Genomic DNA, 16,106 nt, shown 5'->3' with positions numbered 1-16,106 from the left:
ACCGCCGACGGACCAAACGCCCCATCCAGCAGACCCATCACCCGGTCACCCACAGCGAAGTCCGCCACACCAGGACCGACCTCCAGCACAACCCCCGCGCCCTCGAGACCCATCCGGCCGGCATCACCCGGATACATGCCCAGCACATTCAGCACATCGCGGAAGTTGACCCCCGCCGCACGCACACCAACCCGCACCTGACCCGGCTGCAACGGCCGCGACTCCTCCGGCACCAAAGCCACACCATCAAGCCGCCCCTGCGCCGCCACCTCCATCCGCCACGGCGAATCCGCGCCGGGCGGCGGCACCAGCACACCTCCCGAAGCCATCCGCACCAGCCGGGGCAACCACACCGCACCCCCGCGCACCGCAAACTGACCCTCGTCCAGAGCCCCGGCAAGCGCCCGGTAGGAAGCCTCCTCACCATCGACATCAGCCAGCACGAACCGCCCCGGATGCTCACTGATCGCCGAACGCACCAGACCCCACACCCCAGCACCCGCGAGATCCAGCACATCGCGAGCACCGTCCTCGGCCGAGGCCACCTCCACCGCGCCCGACGTCAACACCACCAACCGCGACTCCGCGAAGCGCCGCTCGGCCAGCCATTCACGGATCACGGCCAGCACACCGGCCACCGCGTCGGTGACCTCGGTGTCCGTGGAGCGGAGCGGAAGCACAACGGTGTCCGGGACGGCGGTACCGTCATCCAGCGCGGCGGTCAGCGCGGCCAGATCGGCATAACCGGTCACCGGAACACCCGCGTCGCGCCACCCGCCGGACTCGACATCACCGAGCACCGCCCAACCGGCAGACTCCACAGACTCCTCGGACTGGGCCGCCGGCGCAGGAACCCACTCCATCCGGAACAGACTCTCCGCCGTCGGGGAGTTCACCGCCGCCAGGTCCGCGGTCGACACGGGGCGTAGCACCAGGGACTCGACCTCGGCCACGGGTTCGCCCACGGCGTCGGCAACCCGCAACCCGATCTCGCCGCTGCCACGCAGGGTGAGCCGGACCCGCACAGCGGAGGCACCCACCGCGGACAGCGACACACCGGTCCACATGAACGGCAGCATCGCGCCCTCGGCCGCCGGTTCCTGGAGCTCCAGGGCGTGCAGCACTGTGTCCAACAGCGCCGGGTGCAAACCGAACCCGGCCCCGTCCTCCGCGACCTCCTCCGGAAGCGCAGCCTCCACGAACAGGTCCTCGCCCTGCTTCCACACCTCCCGCAGACCACGGAACGCCGGACCATACGCCAATCCCGCACCCGACAACCGCTCATACAACCCATCCACCGCAACCGCCTCCGCACCCACCGGCGGCCACACCCGCAAATCCCACCCACCAGCAGGAACACCAGCAACGAGAACACCCGTGGCATGCAAAGCCCACGGCTGCTCCGCATCCGCCCCCTCCGGGCGCGAGTAAACCCGCAGCGTACGACGGCCATCCTCGGCACCATCGATGCCGAGCTGCACCTGAACAGCACCGTCCTCCGGAAGAACCAACGGCGCCTGCAAGGTCAACTCCTCGACCCAGGCACACCCGACCCGATCACCCGCCTGCACCGCAAGCTCAACGAACGCAGTGCCCGGCACCAGGACCGAACCGGCAACCACGTGATCAGCCAGCCACGGATGCGACCGCACCGAGAGCCGTGACGTCAGCAACACGGCATCCGAACCGGCCACCGACACCGCCGCACCCAACAACGGGTGCCCCGCAGCGCCCAGACCCACGTCATCGAGGTCCGTCGCCGAGCGGGCGGGCTGCAGCCAGTACCGCTGCCGCTGGAAGGCGTACGTCGGCAGATCCACTCGCCGCGCACCGGTCCCGGCGAACACAGCGGCCCAGTCCACGTCCGCCCCACGCACGAACAGGTCCGCCACAGCGGTCAGCAGGGTCTCGGCCTCGGCCCGTCCCTTTCGCAGCACGGCCGCGGCGGCAGCGTCGGTGGCCGCCGGTGCGAGGCTGGTCAGCACCGGGTCCGGTCCGATCTCCATCAGCCGAGTTGCGCCCTGTTCGCCGGTGGCGGTCCGAAGGGCGTCATGGAAGCGGACCGGCTCGCGCACCTGGTCCACCCAGTAGGCGGGGGTCGTCCAGTCACCATCGGCGAGCGGCCGGCCTGTGACGGTACTGACCGCTGTGAGCACCGGCTGCTGGTAGGTGACGCTCGCGGCGATCTCGGCGAACTCCGCCAGCATCGGCTCCATCAACGGCGAGTGGAACGCGTGACTCACCCGCAGCCGCGACACCCGCCGGCCCCGCTCCCGCGCCACCGCCATCACCCGCTCGACCGCATCCTCGTCACCGGACACCACCACCGACGTGGGGCCATTGACCGCCGCGACCGTGGCCCCCTCTCCCTCAGGAAGCCCTCCGAGGATGTCGGCGACCTCGGGCTCAGTGCCCTCAATGGCCGCCATCGCGCCACCCGTGGGCAGCGCCTGCATCAACCGGCCACGGCCCGCCACCAACCGGGCAGCGTCGGCCAACTCGAACACACCCGCCGTGTACGCGGCGGCGAACTCACCGATGGAATGGCCGAACACCGCATCCGGACGCACGCCCCAGGAACGCAACAGCTCGACCAGCGCAATCTGCACCGCGAACAACGACGTCTGCGCGTACCCGGTCTCCTCCAGCAGGGCCGCCTCCGCCGAACCCTCCGCCGCGAACAGCACCTCCCGCACCGGAACACCGAAGCCCGGCCCGCCCGCAAGCTCCGCGTCCAGATGTCCACACGCCTCGTCCAGGGCCCGCGCGAACACCGGGAACTGCTCGTACAGCTCACGGCCCGTCCCGATCCGCTGGCTCCCCTGCCCGGTGAACATCCACGCCGTACGCCCCTCGCCCACGGCACCCGACACCACCGAATCGCCGTCCAGGTCGATGAGGCTTCCGCGCAGTGTGGCGCCCTCGGCGCCCAGCACCACCGCACGGTGCTCCAGCGCGGCGCGTGTGGTGGCCAGGGACAGCCCGACGTCGACGGGCGCGACGTCCCGCCCGTCGAGGTAGGCCGCCAGGCGTCCGGCCTGTGCCCGCACCGCCTGGGCGTTGCGGCCGGACAGCACCCACGGCACCACCGGCAGCTCGGCCGTCGGCCGCTCCTCGGCCATGGCGGGTTCGGCAGCCGGGGCTTCTTCGAGGATGACGTGTGCGTTCGTCCCGCTGATGCCGAACGATGAGACACCCGCCCGGCGCGGGTGTTCGGTCCGGGGCCATTCCCGGGCCTCGGACAGCAGCTCGACCGCACCGGCCGTCCAGTCCACGTGGGACGAGGGCGCATCGGCGTGGAGCGTCTGCGGCAGCCGCCGCTCCCGGAGCGCCATCACCATCTTGATCAGACCGGCGACGCCCGCCGCGGCCTGTGGGTGGCCGATGTTCGACTTGACCGAGCCCAGCCACAACGGCTCGGCTCCGTCGCGGTCCTGGCCGTACGTGGCCATCAGGGCCTGCGCCTCGATCGGGTCGCCGAGCCGGGTGCCCGTACCGTGCGCCTCGACCGCGTCCACTTCGGACGGCGATATCCGCGCGGCGGCGAGCGCCTGCCGGATCACCCGCTGCTGCGACGGACCGTTCGGCGCCGTCAGACCATTCGACGCACCGTCCTGATTGACCGCGCTGCCGCGCACCACCGCCAGCACCGGATGCCCCAGGCGCCGCGCGTCGGACAGCCGCTCCAGCACCAGTACGCCGGCACCCTCGGCCCACCCCGTACCGTCCGCGGCCTCCGCGAAGGACTTGCACCGGCCGTCCCCGGCCAGCCCGCCCTGCCGCGAGAACTCCAGGAACATGCCGGGGTTCGCCATGATCGTCGCCCCACCGGCGAGCGCCGTGGTGCACTCTCCCGCGCGCAGCGCCTGGCACGCCAGGTGCAGCGCCACCAGCGCGGACGAGCAGGCGGTGTCCACCGACACCGCGGGGCCCTCAAGGCCGAGGGCGTAGGACAGCCGGCCCGACGCCACGCTCGGCGTGGCTCCGGTCAGCAGGTAGCCCTCGCTTTCCGCGCCCGCCTCGTGCAGGTGGCCGCCGTACCCGTTGGCGGACACGCCCGCGAACACCCCGGTGGCCGAGCCACGCAGTGACTGCGGGTCGATTCCGGCCCGCTCCAGCGCCTCCCAGGCGGTCTCCAGCAGCAGCCGCTGCTGCGGATCCATCGCCAGGGCCTCACGCGGCGATATCCCGAACAGCTCGGCGTCGAAATCCCCGGCGTCCTGTACGAACCCGCCAACGGCCGCGATGTCGTGCAGCGCCCGCGCGTCCCAGCCGCGGTCCGCGGGAAACGGGGTGATGCCGTCTCCGGCGGAAGCCACCAGGTCCCACAGGGATTCCGGCGAGGTGACGCCGCCCGGGAAGCGGCAGCCCATGCCCACGATCGCGATCTGCTCGTCCGCCGCACCCACCGGGGCGGGGACGGCCGGTGTTCCGGCCGGCTCGATGGCCGCGCCGAGCGCCTCCTCGCGCAGATATCCGGCGAGGGCGGACGGAGTCGGGTGGTCGAAGATGAGTGTCGCGGGCAGGCGGAGGCCGGTGGCGGCATGCATCCGGTTGCGCAGGTCCACCGCGGTCAGCGAGTCGAAACCGAGATCCTTGAATGCCCGGGCCGGGTCGATGGCCGCCCCCGACGCATGGCCCAACACACCTGCGACCTCGGTCTGTACCAGCTCCAGCAGCAGCCGGTTCTGCTCGGCGACCGGCAACCCTCCCAGTCGGCCGCCGAGTTCGCCCCGGCTCGCGATGGTGGCCTGCCCGGCGTCCGGGCGCTGCCGCACCGTCGGGGCGAGGCTGTGCAGAACGTCGGGCAGGGCCGTGCGGTCCGAGGTCAGCGCGGAGGTGCGCAGGGCGATCGGCAGCGCCAGCGGCTCGTTGATCTGAAGGGCGATGTCCAGCAGGGAGAGCCCGTGGTCGGTCTCCAGGGCGGGGAAGCCCTGGCGCGCCATCCGGAGCAGGTCGGACTCGCTGAGCGTGCCGCCCATGCCTTCGGTGTGGGCCCACATGCCCCAGGCCAGTGATACGGCGGGCAGCCCCTGGGCGCGCCGGGACACCGCGAGTGCGTCGAGCACGGAGTTGGCCGCCGCATAGGGCGCCTGGCCCGCGTTGCCCACCACACCGGCGATCGAGGAGAACAGGACGAAGGAGTCCAGGTCGCGTTCCACGGTGAGTTCGTGGAGATGCATGGCGGAATCGGCCTTCGCCGCCAGGACACGGGCCAACCGCTCGGGGGTGAGATCGGCGATGATCCCGTCGTCGAGCACGCCGGCGGTGTGCACCACGCCCGTCAGCGGAGCCTCGTCGGGGATCGCGTCGAGGACGCCTGCCAGGGCCGTACGGTCGCTGACATCGCACGCGCTGATCGTGACGCGCGCGCCGAGGTCGACCAGCTCTCGTTCGAGTTCGCGCGCGCCGGGGGCCTCGGGGCCGCGCCGGGAGAGCAGCGCCAGGTTCCGTACGCCGTGTCGGGTGACCAGGTGGCGGGCCACCAGCGCGCCCAGGCCGCCGGTGCCTCCGGTGATCAGCACGGTGCCGTCCTCGCGCCAGGGCGCGGGTACGGTCAGCACGACCTTGCCGACGTGCTTCGCCTGGCCGAGGAATCGCAGCGCCTCCGGGGCCCGGGCGATGTCCCACGTCGTGACCGGGAGTGGCCGCAGCGCGCCGCTCTCGAACAGTGCCAGCAGCTCCGCCAGCATCTCGCCGATCCGCTCCGGCCCGGCGTCCATCACGTCGAACGACGTGTACGACACGCCCGGATGGGCCTCGGCCACCTCGTCCGCGTTCCGGATGTCGGTCTTGCCCATCTCGACGAACCGGCCACCGGCCCGCGTCAACCGCAGCGACGCGTCCACGAACTCCCCGGCCAGGCAGTCCAGCACCACGTCCAGCCCGGCTCCGTCCGTGGCCCGGGAGAAGACCTCCTCGAACTCCGTCGTACGGGAGGAGGCGATGCGCTCGGCGGACACACCCAGATGACGGACGGTCTGCCACTTGGCCTGACTGGCGGTCGCGAACACCTCCGCCCGCAGATGCTGGGCGAGTTGCACCGCGGCCATGCCCACACCACCGGCCGCGGCATGGATCAACACCGACTCGCCCGCTTCCAGCCCTGCCAGATCGACCAGCGCGTAATACGCGGTCAGGTAGACGATCGGCACGGACGCCGCCTGCGGGTACGACCAGCCGGCCGGGATCCGCGCCAGCATCCGCCCGTCGGCGACGGCCGTGGGACCGAACCCGCCGTTCAGCAGACCCATCACCCGGTCGCCGACAGCCCAGTCCGACACCCCCGGACCGACCTCAAGGACCACACCCGCGCCCTCGTGGCCCAGCAGCCCGGCGTCGCCCGGATACATGTCCAGCACATTGAGCACATCACGGAAATTGACGCCCGACGCCCGGACGGCCACCCGAACCTGCCCCGGGCCCAGCGGAGCCGGGTCCTCGGGCACCAGGGCGACGCCGTCCAACCGGCCCTTGGCCACGATGTCCATCCGCCAGGCCGAATCCGCACCCGCCGGAGGCACCAGTACCCCGTCCGCGTTCATCCGCGCCATACGCGGCAGCCAGGCGCGGCCTTCCCGTACGGCGACCTGGCCGGAGTTCGGCCCCGAGAGAGCGGCGGCGAGGACCTCGTACGACTCCTGCGCGCCGTCGACGTCGGCGAGCGCGAACCGGCCCGGGTGCTCGCTCATCGCCGACCGCACCAGTCCCCACACGCCGGCACCGGCGAGATCGAGTGTCCCAGGAGTGCTGTCCTCGGGCCTCACGTCCACGGCGCCGGAGGTCAGTACCACCAGCCGCGATCCGGCGAAGTGCTCCTGAGCCAGCCACGTGCGGATCACTGCCAGCACACCGGCCACCGCGTCGCCGAGCGCGGCGCCCGTGGCGTCGAAGGGGAGCACGACGGTGTCCGGGACGGGCGCGCCGGCATCGAGCGCGGCGATCAGTGCGTCCAGGTCGGCGTGTGCGGTGGCCCTCGGGACACCGGCGCCCAGCCGGGTGTCACCGAGCACCGTCCAGGCGCCCCGCTGCTCGAGTCCGGTGGTGGCAGTGGTGGGGGCCTGGATCCAGTCGAGGCTGAAGAGGCTGTCCCTGGCAGGGGAGTTCGCCGCTGCCAGCTCCCCCGCCGAGACCGGCCGCAGCACCAGCGACTCCACCTCGGCCACCGGCGCGCCCTGGCCATCGGCGACCCGCAAGGCGATCTCGCCGGACTTCCGTACGGAGATTCGTACCCGCACCGCGGCGGCACCGATCGCCGACAGCGACACCCCCGACCACAGGAACGGCAGGGACGCACCCTCGTCGGCCGACTCCCGAAGTCCCAGCGCGTGCAGCACCGAGTCCAGCAGCGCCGGGTGCAGGCCGAAACCGGCCGCCTCACCGGACAGCGGCTCGGGCAACGCCGCCTCCACGTAGAAGTCGTCGCCCTGCCGCCAAACCTTCCGCAAGCCACGGAAGGCCGGGCCGTAGACGAGGCCCTCGTCCGCCAGCCGCTCGTACAGGCCGTCCGCCGGGACGTGCTCCGCACCGGAGGGCGGCCACACGGCCAGGTCCCAGTCGGCGGCCACGCCCGTTCCCGACGTCAGGGTCCCGGTGGCGTGCAGAGTCCACGGCTCCTCGGCCGCGGCGCCCTCCGGGCGGGCGTACACCTTGAGGGCGCGCCGCTCGTCCGCGGCGCCGTCCGCCGTTTCGACGCTGAGCTGCAGGTGAACGGCGCGCTGTTCCGGCAGCACCAGTGGCGCTTGCAGGGTCAGCTCCTCCACGCGGTCGCAGTGGACCCGGTCTGCCGCCTGTACGGCCAGCTCCACGAACACCGTGCCCGGTACCAGCACCGAGCCCGCCACGGCGTGATCGGCCAGCCACGGATGCGACTGGACGGAAAGGCGTGAGGTCAGCAGCACGGTGTCCGAACCGGCCAGCGTCACGGTCGCGCCCAGCAGGGGGTGCTCGGCCGCGCCCAGACCCAGGCCACGGGCGTCGGCCACCGGCCGGGAAGCCGCGAGCCAATACCGCTGCCGCTGGAACGCGTAGGTCGGCAGCGCGGTCGTGCGGGCGCCACTCCCGGCGAACACGGCGGTCCAGTCGACTTCCGTGCCGCGCACGAACACCTCGGCCACCGCGCCCAGCACCGACTCAGCCTCGGGCCGTCCCTTACGGAGCACCGACGCCGCGGTGACGTCCTCCGCCTCCGACTGCGCGAGCGCGGTCAGCACCGGGTCGGGACCGATCTCCAGCAGCCGGGACACGCCCTGCACGCCCGTCGCGGCCACAAGGGCGTCGTGAAAACGCACCGGTTCGCGGATCTGACGCACCCAGTACTCCGGGGTCGCCCAGTCCTCCGCGGTCTCCGGCTCGCCGGAGACGGTGCTGAGGGCCGGCAGGTTCGGCTGCCGGTAGGTCACGCCGGCCGCGATATCGGCGAACTCCACCAAGGCCGGTTCCATCAGCGGCGAGTGGAACGCGTGACTCACCCGCAGCCGGGACACCCGGCGGTGCTGTTCCCGGGCAACGGTCATCGCCCGCTCGACGGCCTCCTGGTCGCCGGAAACCACCACCGCGTTCGGCCCGTTCACCGCCGCGATCGTGATCCGCCCATCCCCGGGAAGCCCTCGCAGGATGCCGAGGACCTCCTCCTCGCTGCCCTCGATGGCAGCCATCGCGCCACCTTCCGGCAGCCGCTGCATCAACCGGGCCCGGCCCGCCACCAGCCTGGTGGCATCGGCCAGATCGAAGACACCGGCGGCGTACGCGGCGGCGAACTCCCCCACCGAGTGGCCCAGCACCACATCCGGCACCATGCCCCACGACCGCAGCAACTCCACCAACGCCACCTGCACCGCGAACAGCGCCGTCTGCGCGTACCCGGTCCGGTCGAGGAGTGCTGCCTCGTCCGAGCCCTCGGCGGCGAACAGCACGTCCCTCACGGGGGTACCGAAGCCTGGCTCGCCCGCCAGTGCGGCCTCCAGGTGTCCGCAGACCTCGTCCAACGCCATCGCGAACCGCGGGAATTGCTCATACAGCTCTCGGCCCATGCCGAGCCGCTGGCTGCCCTGCCCGGTGAACATCCAGCCCGTACGGCCCTCACGCACCACACCGGACACCACCGAGGCGTCGCCCTCGGCCAGCGCGGCCACGCCCGCACGCAACGTACCCGGGTCACCGCCCAACACCACCGCGCGGTGGTCCAGCAGCGCACGTGTCGTCACGAGCGACAGCCCCAGGTCCGCACCGGAGTGGTGGCGTTCGTCGGGGAGTTCGGCCAGGCGTCCGGCCTGCGCCCGGAGCGCCTGGGCGCTGCGGGCCGAGAGCACCCAGGGGACCACCGGCAGCTCGGCCGTGGGCCGCTCCTCAGCCGTGGCCGGTTCAGCCGCCGGCGCTTCCTCGACGATGATGTGCGCGTTGGTGCCGCTGATCCCGAAGGAGGAGATGCCCGCGCGCCGGGGACGCTCCCCCATCGGCCACCTGCGGGCCTCCCTCAGCAGCCGGACCGCCCCGGCGGCCCAGTCCACCTGGGTCGAGGGCTCGTTCACGTGCAGCGTCCGCGGCAGCCGCTCGGCACGCAGCGCCATCACCATCTTGATGACGCCGGCGACCCCCGCGGCGGCCTGGGTGTGCCCGATGTTCGACTTCACCGAGCCCAGCCACAACGGCTCGTCCTCGGTGCGCGCCTGACCGTACGTCGCCAGCAGCCCCTGCGCCTCGATCGGGTCGCCCAGCCGGGTCCCCGTGCCATGTGCTTCGACCACATCGACCTCGGCGGCGGAAAGCCGCGCCGACGACAGCGCCTGACGGATCACCCGCTGCTGCGACGGACCGTTCGGCGCCGTCAGGCCATTCGACGCACCGTCCTGGTTGACGGCGCTGCCGCGCACCACCGCCAGCACGTCGTGCCCACGCCGCCGCGCGTCCGAGAGGCGCTCCAGCACCAGCACCCCTGCACCCTCGGCCCACCCTGTGCCGTCCGCGTCGTCCGCGAAGGACTTGCACCGGCCGTCCGAGGCCAGACCCCGCTGGCGTGAGAACTCGACGAACGTCGAGGGCGTCGCCATGACCGTGACGCCACCGGCCAGGGCCGTGTCGCACTCCCCCGCCCGCAGGGCCTGGCAGGCCCAGTGCAGGGACACGAGCGACGACGAACACGCGGTGTCCACCGTCACCGCGGGCCCCTCGAACCCGAAGACGTACGCGACACGTCCGGAGAAGACGCTGCCCGCGTTCCCGTTGGCGACGAAGCCTTCCACGTCCTCGGGCACGGTCTGGAGGCGCGAGGCGTAATCGTGGTACATCAGCCCCGCGAACACGCCTGTGGACGATCCCCGCAGCGACAGGGGGTTGATGCCGGCCCGCTCCAGCGCCTCCCAGGACGTCTCCAGAAGCAACCGCTGCTGCGGATCCATGGCCAGCGCCTCACGCGGACTGATCCCGAACAGCTCCGCGTCGAACTCGGCCGCGTCGTGCAGGAAGCCGCCCTCGCGTACGTACGACGTGCCCGCGCGGTCGGCGTCGGGGTCGAAGAGCGAGTCGACATCCCAGCCGCGGTCGGTCGGGAAGCCCGTGATCCCGTCCCCGGCGGAGTCGACCAGCTCCCACAGCCCTTCGGGGGAGGTCACCCCGCCCGGGTAGCGGCAGCCCATCCCCACGATCGCGATCGGCTCGTCGTCGGCCATCACCCCGGACGGCCTCGGTTCGATGTCCTGGCCGGCCGGCGTCTCCCCCAGCAGCCGTTCGCGCAGGTACGCGGCGAGCGCGGTGGGGCTGGGGTGGTCGAAGACCAGGGTGGCGGGCAGGGTGAGCGCGGTCGCGTTGTTGAGCCGGTTCCGCAGGTCCACCGCGGTCAGCGAATCGAACCCGAGATCCTTGAACGCCCGCCCCGGGTCGACCGCACCTGCCGACGCGTGCCCCAGTACCGCCGCCACCTCGGATTGCACCACGTGGAGCAGCACCCGGTCCCGCTCGGCCCCGGACAGACCCGACAGGCGGCGGGCCAGCCCATTCTCGTCGGTGCCCTGGTCCGCGGTCCGGCGCCGGTGGGCCGCGGGAAGGAGACCGTGCAGCGGGGTGGGCAGGCTGTCGCGCCGCGCGGCGAGCGCCGCGGTCCGCAGGGCGACCGGCAGCGCCAGGGGTTCGCCGGTCCGCAGCGCCAGGTCGAACAGTGCCAGCGCGTCCTGGGTGGACAGCGGCGGGAAGCCCTGGCCGCGCAGGCGGGCGATGTTCGCCTCGTCGAGGCGGCCGCCCATGCCGTCGGCGTGTTCCCACATGCCCCACGCCAGGGACACGCCGGGCAGCCCCCGCGATCGCCGGGACAGGGCGAGGGTGTCCAGCACGGTGTTGGCGGCGGCGTATGCGGCCTGGCCCGAGTTCCCGAACACTCCCGCGATGGAAGAGAACAGGACGAAGGCGGTCAGGTCGCGGTTGTCCGCTGTCAGCTCGTGCAGGTGGAGAGCCGATTCGGCCTTCGCCGCGAGCACCCGCGCGACCCGCTCCGGGGTCAGGTCGGTGATCATGCCGTCGTCGAGGACACCGGCGGTGTGCACGACTCCGGTCAGGGGCGCGTCGTCGGGTATGCCGCCCATCGCCTCGGCCAGTGCCCGGCGGTCGGCCACGTCGCAGGCGGTGATGGTGACGTCGGCGCCCAGGCCGGTCAGCTCCCGCTGGAGTTCGTGAGCACCGGGGGCGTCCGGGCCGCGGCGCGAGAGCAGCAGCAGGTTCCGTACGCCGTGCGTGCTCACCAGGTGCCGGGCCACGACCGCGCCCAGGCCACCGGTTCCGCCGGTGACCAGCACCGTTCCGTGGCTCTGCCACACACCTGGAGCGCCGTCTTCGGAGGCGCCGGTCGTGCGCGCCATCCGAGGCAGCCACACCTCGCCCCGCCGCACGGCGAACTGGCTTTCCCCGCCGTCGGCCAGGGCCGTCGCCAGGGTGGCGTACGAGGTCGGTTCGCCGTCGACATCGGCCAGGACGAACCGGCCCGGGTGTTCGCTCATCGCCGAGCGCAGCAGGCCCCAGACGCCCGCACCGGCCAGGTCGTGCGCCTCTGCCCCTACCGCCCCGGAGGTCACCACCACCAGCCGGGTTTCCGCCAGCCGCCGTTCGGCCAGCCACTCACGCACGAGCTCCAGCACACCGGAGACCGCTGCGGCGACCGCGGTGTCGGTGCCGCGCGGGTCGTGCGGGAGCGGCAGAAGCACGGTGTCCGGGACGCTGCCGCCCTCGTCGAGGGCGGCGGTCAGCGCGGTGAGGTCGGCGTAGCCGGTCACCGGCACTCCGGCGTCCTGCCACGCGTGCGGATCGCCGAGCACGGCCCAGTCCCCCGGTTCGCCGGTGTCACGACGCTCGGTGGGGGCGGGGGTCCAGTCCAGCCGGAACAGGCTGTCCGAGATCGGCGAGCCCCCGTCGGCGCCCGCGACGAGGCCGGCGGCCGATACGGGTCGCAGCACCAGGGAGCCCACCTCGGCGACCGGATCGCCCGCCGCGTCCGCCACCCGCAGGGCGATCTCGCTCGAGCCCGGCTCGCCGCGCGGTGAGAGGCGCGCCCGGACGGCAGTGGCGCCCACGGCGAACAACGAGACGCCGGACCACAGGAACGGCAGGGACGCTGCCCCCTCGGCCGACGGCTCACGTAGCCCGAGGGCGTGGAGGACGGTGTCCAGAAGGGCCGGGTGCAGACCGAACCCGGTGACGTCCCCCGCGATCTGCTCGGGCAGGACTGCCTCCACGAAGAGGTCCTCCCCCCGCCGCCATACCTCCTTCACGCCACGGAAACCAGGCCCGTAGGCCAGTCCCGCGTCGGACAGATGGTCGTAGAGGCCGTCGAGTCCATCGGCCGGCACCGGCTCCGCGCCCTCGGGGGGCCAGGCGCGCAGGTCCCAGTCGGCGGCGGGCCGCGCGGTGGTGAGGGTCCCGGTGGCGTGCAGGGTCCACGGTTGTTCGGCGGCGGCGTCCTGTGGGCGTGAGTAGACCCGGACCGTGCGCCGCCGGTCGTCTTCGGCCGGTTCGATGCTGATCTGGATCTGGACCGTGCCGTCGTGCGGCAGGATCAGCGGGGCCCGCAGGGTCAGGTCCTCCACCTGGTCGCAGCCGACCTGGTCCCCCGCCTGCACGGCGAGTTCCACGAACACCGTGCCCGGCACCACGACGGATCCGGCCACCACGTGATCGGTCAGCCACGGATGCGACTGCGCGGACAGCCGCGACGTCAGCAGCACCGTGTCCGACCCGGCCAGCCGCAGCGCGGCCCCCAGCAGCGGGTGCCCGACCGTCCCCAGGCCGAGGCCGCTCGCGTCGGTCACGGAGCGGGAGGGCCGCAGCCAGAACCGCTGGTGCTGGAACGCGTACGTCGGCAGCTCCACCCGCCGGGCGCCGGTCCCGGCGAACACCGCGGCCCAGTCGATCTTCGCGCCGCGTACGAACATCTCCGCCGCCGCAGAGAGTACGGACTCGACCTCCGCGCGGCCCTTCCGCAGCGCCGACGCGGCGGCGGCCTCCGTCACAGCCTGCGCCAGCGCGGTCAGCACCGGGTCGGGGCCGACCTCCAGCAGTCGGCTGACACCCTGTGTACCGGTGGCGGCCTCAAGAGCATCGTGGAAACGGACCGGCCGACGGACCTGATCCACCCAGTAGTCAGCAGTGGCCCAGTCCTCTTCACCGACCGGCCCACCGGTGACCGTACTGACGGCGGCGAGCACCGGCTGCCGGTAGGCGACACCCGCCGCGATCTCGGCGAACTCCGCCAGCATCGGCTCCATCAACGGCGAGTGAAAGGCGTGGCTGACGCGCAGCCGCGACACCCGGCGGCCCCGCTCCCGCGCCACCGCCATCACCCGCTCGACCGCATCCTCGTCACCGGAGACGACCACCGACACCGGCCCGTTCACCGCCGCGACCGTGGCCCGCTCCCCCTCGGCAAACCCGCCGAGGATGTCGGCGATCTCGGCCTCGGTGCCCTCGATCGCCGCCATCGCACCACCCGAAGGCAGCGCCTGCATCAACCGCGCACGACCCGCCACCAACCGCGCGGCATCCCCCAGCTCGAACACACCCGCCACATACGCCGCGACGAACTCACCCACCGAATGGCCCAGCACCACATCCGGCACCACACCCCACGACCGCAGCAACTCCACCAACGCGACCTGCACCGCGAACAGCGACGTCTGCGCATACCCGGTCCCATCCAGCAGAGCCGCCTCCGCAGAACCCTCCGCCGCGAACAACACCTCCCGCAACGGGTGCTCAAACCCCGGCCTGCCCGCCAATTCGGCATCCAGGTGGCCGCAGACCTCATCCAAAGTCCTCTTGAACACGGGGAACGTGCCGTACAGCTCACGGCCCATACCCAGCCGCTGGCTCCCCTGCCCCGTGAACATCCAGCCCGTACGCCCGTCCGACACCACACCGGACACCACGGAAGTGCCACCGTCGGCCAGCTCGGCGACCCCCGACCGCAAATCCTCCAGATCCCCGCCCAACACCACAGCACGGTGATCGAGCACCGCACGCGACGTCGCCAGCGAGTAGCCGACGTCGGCCGCCGAGCAGTCAGCCACCCCTTCCGCCGTGCCGAGGAAACCGGCCAGGCGCTCGGCCTGCGCCCGCACCGCCCGCTCGCCCCGCCCCGACAGCACCCACGGCACCACCGGCAGGTCGGCCGACGGCCGCTCCTTCGCCACGGCCGGTTCGGCGGCCGGGGCTTCTTCGACGATGACGTGCGCATTCGTCCCGCTGATACCGAACGCCGAAACACCCGCGCGGCGCGTACGGTCGGCCCGCGGCCAGGTGCGAGGCTCGGCCAGCAGCCGGACCGCACCGGCGGTCCAGTCCACATGGGACGACGGCTCGTCGGCGTGCAGCGTCTGAGGCAGCCGCTGTTCACGCAGGGCCAGCACCATCTTGATCACGCCGGCCACACCCGCCGCGCACTGCGTGTGACCGATGTTGGACTTCACCGAGCCGAGCCACAGCGGATCGCCGTCACGCTGCTGCCCGTAGGTGGCCATGAGGGCCTGCGCCTCGATGGGGTCGCCGAGCCGGGTTCCTGTGCCGTGCGCCTCGACGGTGTCCACCTCGGCCGCCGAGACGTTCGCGGCCTCCAGGGCCTGCCGGATCACGCGCTGCTGGGAGGGGCCGTTCGGCGCGCTCAGCCCGTTCGACGCGCCGTCCTGGTTGACCGCGCTACCGCGGACGACCGCCAGCACGTCGTGTCCGAGGCGCCGCGCGTCGGTCAGCCGTTCCAGCACCAGTACGCCGGCGCCCTCGGACCATCCCGTGCCGTCCGCCGCCTCCGCGAAGGACTTGCACCGGCCGTCCCCGGCCAGCCCGCCCTGACGGGCGAACTCCAGGAACATGCCGGGGTTGGACATGACCGTGGCGCCGCCCGCGAGCGCCATCGTGCACTCCCCCGCCCGTAGCGCCTGGCACGCCAAGTGCAGCGCCACCAGCGCCGACGAGCAGGCGGTGTCGACGGTGACGGCGGGGCCCTCGAAGCCGAGCGAGTAGGCGACCCGGCCCGAGGCGACGCTCGGGATGCTGCCGGTCAGCAGATAGCCCTCGGTCCCGGTGGCGGCCTCGTGCAACTGCCCGCCGTAGCCGTTGCCGGACACGCCGGAGAACACGCCGGTCCGCGAGCCGCGCAGCGACAAGGGGTTGATCCCGGCGCGCTCCAGCGCTTCCCACGACGTCTCCAGGAGCAGCCGCTGCTGCGGGTCCATGGCGAGGGCCTCGCGCGGGGAGATCCCGAACAGCTCGGCGTCGAACCGCGGGGCCTCGTGCACGAATCCGCCCACCTCGGCGATGTCGCCGAGCGCCTGGAGGTCCCAGCCACGGTCGGCGGGGAACGGTGACATGCCGTCCCCGGCCGAGGCCACCAGCTCCCACAGCGCCTCCGGTGAAGCTACACCGCCGGGAAAGCGGCAGCCCATGCCCACGATCGCGATCGGCTCGCGTGACGCGGTGACCAGGTCCTGGTAGCGCTGCCAGAGCCGGTCGTTCTCCTTGAGGGACTCCCGCAGGGCTTGGACGAGTTCTTCGGAGGATGTAGTCATGTCGTTCTCCACGGTCACGGCGAACTGAAGCCTGGGACTGAAGCCAATGGACGGATGCCTGAGTGC

General features: G+C 72.5%; 1 protein-coding gene. It reads right to left on the bottom strand.

All coding sequences use genetic code 11. From position 1 onward, the window contains the following. Positions 1–16,040 (bottom strand): SDR family NAD(P)-dependent oxidoreductase (locus ACH4SI_RS41280; protein WP_398305956.1); only part of this gene is annotated, 16,040 nt, incomplete at its 3' end. Between the last annotated feature and the right edge of the window lie 66 nt (positions 16,041–16,106).

Source organism: Streptomyces sp. NPDC021212, assembly GCF_044332925.1.
In the GTDB taxonomy this organism is placed as follows: domain Bacteria; phylum Actinomycetota; class Actinomycetes; order Streptomycetales; family Streptomycetaceae; genus Streptomyces.
This window is presented reverse-complemented; position numbering and strand designations above follow the sequence as displayed.